Source organism: Almyronema sp. (assembly GCF_052168255.1).
Classification (GTDB): domain Bacteria; phylum Cyanobacteriota; class Cyanobacteriia; order Phormidesmidales; family Phormidesmidaceae; genus Sphaerothrix; species Sphaerothrix epifaneia.
This window is the reverse complement of record NZ_JBQLZL010000075.1, coordinates 1-4862: the sequence shown is the minus strand read 5'-3', so window position 1 is coordinate 4862 and position 4862 is coordinate 1. Positions and strand designations below refer to the sequence as shown.

Annotated in this window: 4 protein-coding genes; 3 read left to right on the top strand and 1 reads right to left on the bottom strand. The window is 49.1% G+C overall.

The features are described 5' to 3' along the window. The first annotated feature begins 296 nt into the window (after positions 1 to 296). From ACTS3T_RS17105 to ACTS3T_RS17095, 3 genes are all read left to right on the top strand, one after another. Positions 297 to 1058 (top strand): class I SAM-dependent methyltransferase, encoded by a 762-nt coding sequence (locus tag ACTS3T_RS17105; RefSeq protein WP_377968224.1) that lies wholly within the window; start codon positions 297 to 299, stop codon positions 1056 to 1058. Positions 1059 to 1719: 661 nt separating this feature from the next. Further along, positions 1720 to 2802, top strand: a complete 1083-nt coding sequence (locus ACTS3T_RS17100; RefSeq protein ID WP_377968223.1) for a glycosyltransferase family 4 protein — start codon at positions 1720 to 1722, stop codon at positions 2800 to 2802. Next, positions 2799 to 3875: a glycosyltransferase gene (locus ACTS3T_RS17095; RefSeq protein ID WP_377968222.1), complete on the top strand. Its 1077-nt coding sequence runs from the start codon at positions 2799 to 2801 to the stop codon at positions 3873 to 3875. Before ACTS3T_RS17100 ends, ACTS3T_RS17095 begins: the two co-directional genes overlap by 4 nt. A gap of 80 nt (positions 3876 to 3955) precedes the next feature. Here ACTS3T_RS17095 and ACTS3T_RS17090 read toward each other — a convergent pair whose 3' ends face one another. Then, positions 3956 to 4825, bottom strand: a complete 870-nt coding sequence (locus ACTS3T_RS17090; RefSeq protein ID WP_377968221.1) for a glycosyltransferase family 2 protein — start codon at positions 4823 to 4825, stop codon at positions 3956 to 3958. Positions 4826 to 4862 lie beyond the last annotated feature (37 nt).

Sequence of the window (4862 nt, the reverse complement as noted above, 5' to 3'; positions counted from 1 at the left end):
GCAAAGCTCAAGGATGCGCCTTGATTGGCATTTTTCATGATGAAGCCGTCAGGCAGCGTGTGTGTACTCGTCAGCTTAATTTTGGTGAGCTATCCGCTGATTAACTGAGCAAAATCGTTAGCTGAGATGGCAATAATGGGTGATCAAAACCCCTGAATCAGCGGGCACTCAATCGGGTTTCAAATGATGAATGTTGACTCATGAGACAGGTCATTATTAAGGTTTGGGTTGTCACCAGTTTGCGGCTATAGCCACTGCCTGCTGCCCTCTGCCCTTCGCAACAGCATATTAGCGCCATGACTACAGATTCTCAAACTGAATATATTGCCGCTTTAACTGACTTACACCGTGGCCTTAAGCATAAAGGGCCAGGTGACGCTGACTTCTGCCGCCGTCTTTTGAGTAACCTTTCTATGTTGCCGCCGCAGCCGCGAATGGCTGATTTAGGCTGTGGTAGTGGCGCTAGCGCCCTGCTGCTGGCACAACATTATCAAAGCCCCGTCAGGGCGGTAGATTCTTGCTCTGTTTTTATCGACGAACTTAAAACCCAGGCAAAACAGGCGAGACTCGATCACCTAATCAGGCCAATTCACGGGGATATGGCCAAACTGGATTGGGCAGCAGCTTCGGTTGACCTGCTTTGGTCAGAAGGCGCTGCTTATAATCTTGGGTTTGAGCAGGCTCTTAAAAGCTGGCGATCGCTGCTTGCGAGTAGCGGCATTGCTGTCATATCGGAGCTGAGCTGGTTTGCTGATAACGTGCCAGAGCCTGCTAGCGCTTACTGGCAGAACGCCTATGCAATGATGGGCAGCGAGGCTGAAAATATTGATCGAGCCAATCGCTCTGGCTATCGCGTACTTTCTACGCAGCGGTTGCCGAGTCAGGCTTGGTGGGTGAATTATTACCAACCGCTGCGGCAGCGGATGCAGCAAGTTGCAATGACTCCAATGATGCAATCAGTTATTCGTGAAACTGAAGAAGAGATGAAATTGTTTGAACAATTTAGTGACTTTTATGGTTACACGTTTTATGTTCTGCAAGTAGAGAATTCACTTTAGCAGCAGGTCTTTGAAGGTTGATTTTCTGACAAAAACAAAGCTACTTTTCGGCCAATAAAAATTTGGATTTTTAGCTTACAGAAAGCGTACCATTCTGCCCTTTGTTTTTGATTTTGGCGATCGCACCTGCGTTAGACAGATAACAGCCCTAATCACTAGGGTTGAGATACTTACATTGCTATAAGGATTGTACAGAAAAACTTTCAGTTTGCCTTCTGTCTTTGAGGATATTTGAAAATATATCTACTGCGCAGCAAAATGGTTTAGATCCCCCTAAATCCCCCTCAAAAAAGGGGACTTCCGAGTCTATTCCCCCCTTTTTAAGGGGGGCTAGGGGGGATCGATGAATGCCTAAAATCACAAACAATGGTTTTTGGAACATCCTCTCTGTCTTGAGCGATCTCTTCTAACGCTCCCTATAAAAACTGACCATTAAGGCTCCGTCGTTTCGCTCAAGAAGTTGCAGCTTGTGCAGTTAAGATATCGCCAAAACTGACTCAGTCGTATGTCTGCAGAATGATGGCGCTTTAATTTTTTATAGTTATTTTAATTTCACCGGAAGAATTAACAAAGAACCTTTTTGTCAATACTTCAATGCCCCTAGTCAATCGTTGGATATGACTTCAATGCACACAACTTTTATCCAAGAAGGTCTAACCCTGTGAAAATAGCCATCATTGCTCATTCTCATTATCCTATTAAGCAGCCGTTTGCTGGCGGACTCGAATCTCATACCTTTCACCTGGCTCAGCAATTGCAACAGGCGGGTCATCAAGTTACCTTATTTGCCGCCGCTGGCTCTGAGACGACTTTGCCTTTTATTCCTTTTTTTCAGCCAACGGCCACCAACGACTCAATCGCTGAGGAAGAGATTGTTGCTTATCGCGAAAGAAGATATTTATCGCTCATGCGGGTTTTAAAGCAGGGCAATTATGATCTCGTACACAACAACAGTCTCCACTACATACCGCTAAAGCTAGCTTCTGCTCTGCCTATGCCAATGGTGACGGTGCTGCATACGCCGCCTTTTGAAAGTTTGGTCGAAGGCTTTAAATCAAGCTTAACGGCTAGTCATCATCGTACAATTGCTGTTTCTAAATCAGCCGCTAAATCGTGGCTAAATGCTATTCCTAACCTAAAGACTCAGTTAATTTATAACGGTGTAGATACCCGCCTTTGGCTACCGACTAATCAGCAACAAAAGTACGCCATTTGGGTTGGTCGTATTACCCCCGAAAAAGGATTACATCTAGCGATTAAAGCCGCGCAGCTTGCCAACATGCCGCTCAAAATTTGTGGCCCCATTTATGATGCTGGCTATTTTTCCCAAGCAGTTCAACCTTTGCTCAGTGACCAAGCCGTTTATTTAGGCAATTTGGGGATGCAGGCGCTTGCTCGCCAGGTGGCTCAAGCACAGGTGTTTGTTTGTACACCCTGCTGGGATGAACCTTTTGGCTTAGTGGCGGCTGAGGCGCTGTCTTGTGGTACACCTGTTGCCGGGTTTGGGCGGGGTGCTTTGGTTGAGATTGTCACCCCAGAGACGGGCGTGCTGGTTCCTGAAGACGTTGAAGCATTGGCTCAAGCGATCGCCCAAACTCAGCCCCTCTCGCGGAAACACTGTCGGCAACGCGCCGTTGAACGGTTCTCAATGGCTGCTATGATTCAGCGCTACACCGACTTCTATCAAACCTTAGTGAGCGATCGCGTACCCTTCAGAACGACCAGGTTGCCGCTTGTATCATGACCAGCCCCTCAATTTTCTACTTTGTCAATGCTGAAGGGTCGGGGCATACCCGCCGCGCCGAGGCAATTTTACCGTTTCTAGACATGCCTGTGGTACTCGCCTCAGAAAATCCGGCTCTATTTAAGCAGGCCGACAGCCCCCATTCTCTTTACCCACTTCCTAGCCTACGTTCAACAGGCGATCGCCAGCTAGCAGATGATGTGCTGCATCTGCCTTACGGGCGCGATCGCGCCTATTTGCCCCGTGTGCAGGCAATTGTTGACCTCTGCCAACAGCATCGGTGTGCTTTAGCCGTCATTGACGTTTGCGCGGAAACCGCGATGATCATGCGACTGTGCGGCATCCCCTACCTCTACATGCGAATGAGCGGCAAGCGAGATGATGCAGCTCATCTGCAAAGTTATCGAGCCGCCGTTGGCTTAATTGCCAGCTACCCCCAAGCCTTTGAAGAAAATTGGGTGCCCGACTGGATTCGCCAAAAGACTTGTTATGTAGGCGGTATTGCCTCGTCTAAACTGATCCAAGTTCAGGAAAAACCTATTACTCCCAAGCCCTATGTGTTAGTCATGCGCGGCAAAGGAACCAGCCAGATCACCCTGGCAGCAATCGCCTCAGCCGCCGCTTTCATCCCCGACTACTACTGGATGGGCATTGGCTTTGAGCAGGCGCACACAGGCCAGAACTTTGCCGTTTTACCCTACGTCAGCGATCCCATTGCTTACCTGCAGTCAGCCGCGATCGCGATCGCCAACACGGGCAACAACAGCGTGTTGGAAGTTGGGTTTCAGGCCAAACCGTTTATTACTCTGCCAGAATGGCGATTTTTTGATGAGCAAATGGCGAAGGCCGCTATGCTAGCCCAGCACCACTTGGCCGTGGTTTTACGAGAATGGCCCCAAACAGGCGAAGCTTGGCAAAGCGTCCTTGCTCAAACCGCTAGCTTACGCCCGCAACGGTGGCCAGAAATTCTCTCTAGCGATGGCGCTCAGCAAGCCGCAGCCTACATCACAAACCAGTTTGAGCAGTTTTCCCCGCCATCCCCCTACGCAGCTCAATCGACAGCGAAAGGTTAAAAGCAAGGCAGCAGGCAGGACGACGCAAATTCGTTGATTTTGCCGAGACTGACAAAAAAGGCCAGGTTGAGCGTTGTTTTTTACCAGGATTGACGAGCAGCGGCGATCGCCTGTTTGCTCGGTTCTGCCACCAAGCCAATCGTAGCGGCGGCTGGCGACCACTCAATATATCCAGCATCGACAAACTGTTGCAGCCATTTTGCCATCGGCCACCACTGCCATTTGCAATGAAAAACCTGGGCATTGCGCAGGATGTCATAAAAATGCTGTAGCGGCGGAGAATAGGAGGGGTGATATTGATGAAAAGCGGTGCCCCCGCCCAGCCAAGCCAGGGGTACGCCCTGCGCTTTAGCCACAAAGGCAAAATCTGTGTCTTCTGCGCCATAGCCCTGAAAGCTTTCGTCAAAGCCACCAATTTGATGCCAAACAGCTTTGTGCAGGCCAAAGTTGAGCGACCAGAATAAGTGATAGTCGTGAGTGAACTGCAAAACGCCTGCTGGCAGATAGAGGCGGGCAGGATGCGGCTGTCCTTGAGCCACCAGGTCAGTTTTGCTCCAGTCCGGCGGTAGGGCTGTTTTCAAATAGTAAACGGTTCCCATCAAAATGGCGTCAGCAACGCTGGCAAAAGCCTGTTCATAGTCTGTTAAAAAATCCCCGGCAGGAATACAATCAACGTCTAAAAAAATTAGGCGATCGCCTTTGGCAACTTTGGCACCCTGGTTACGTGCCTGAGCCAAAGGCAGCAGGGTAGTTATACTGTGAATTTCGGTGGTTGTATATGCGCCCGTGAAAAAGTCTGGAGGTGGTTGGGGTTGCTCATTCATATGAACAATAACCGTTTCGATCGCAGCCTCTTTTCTCAAAGCGTTAAGACGCTGCAGGCCGATTAACAAATTGCGTAAATGATCCTGCCGATTTTTAACCAGCACAATAACAGATATTTTTTCCATAGTTGGCAGATTCCTAAAGGGGGTTTGGCCAATTATT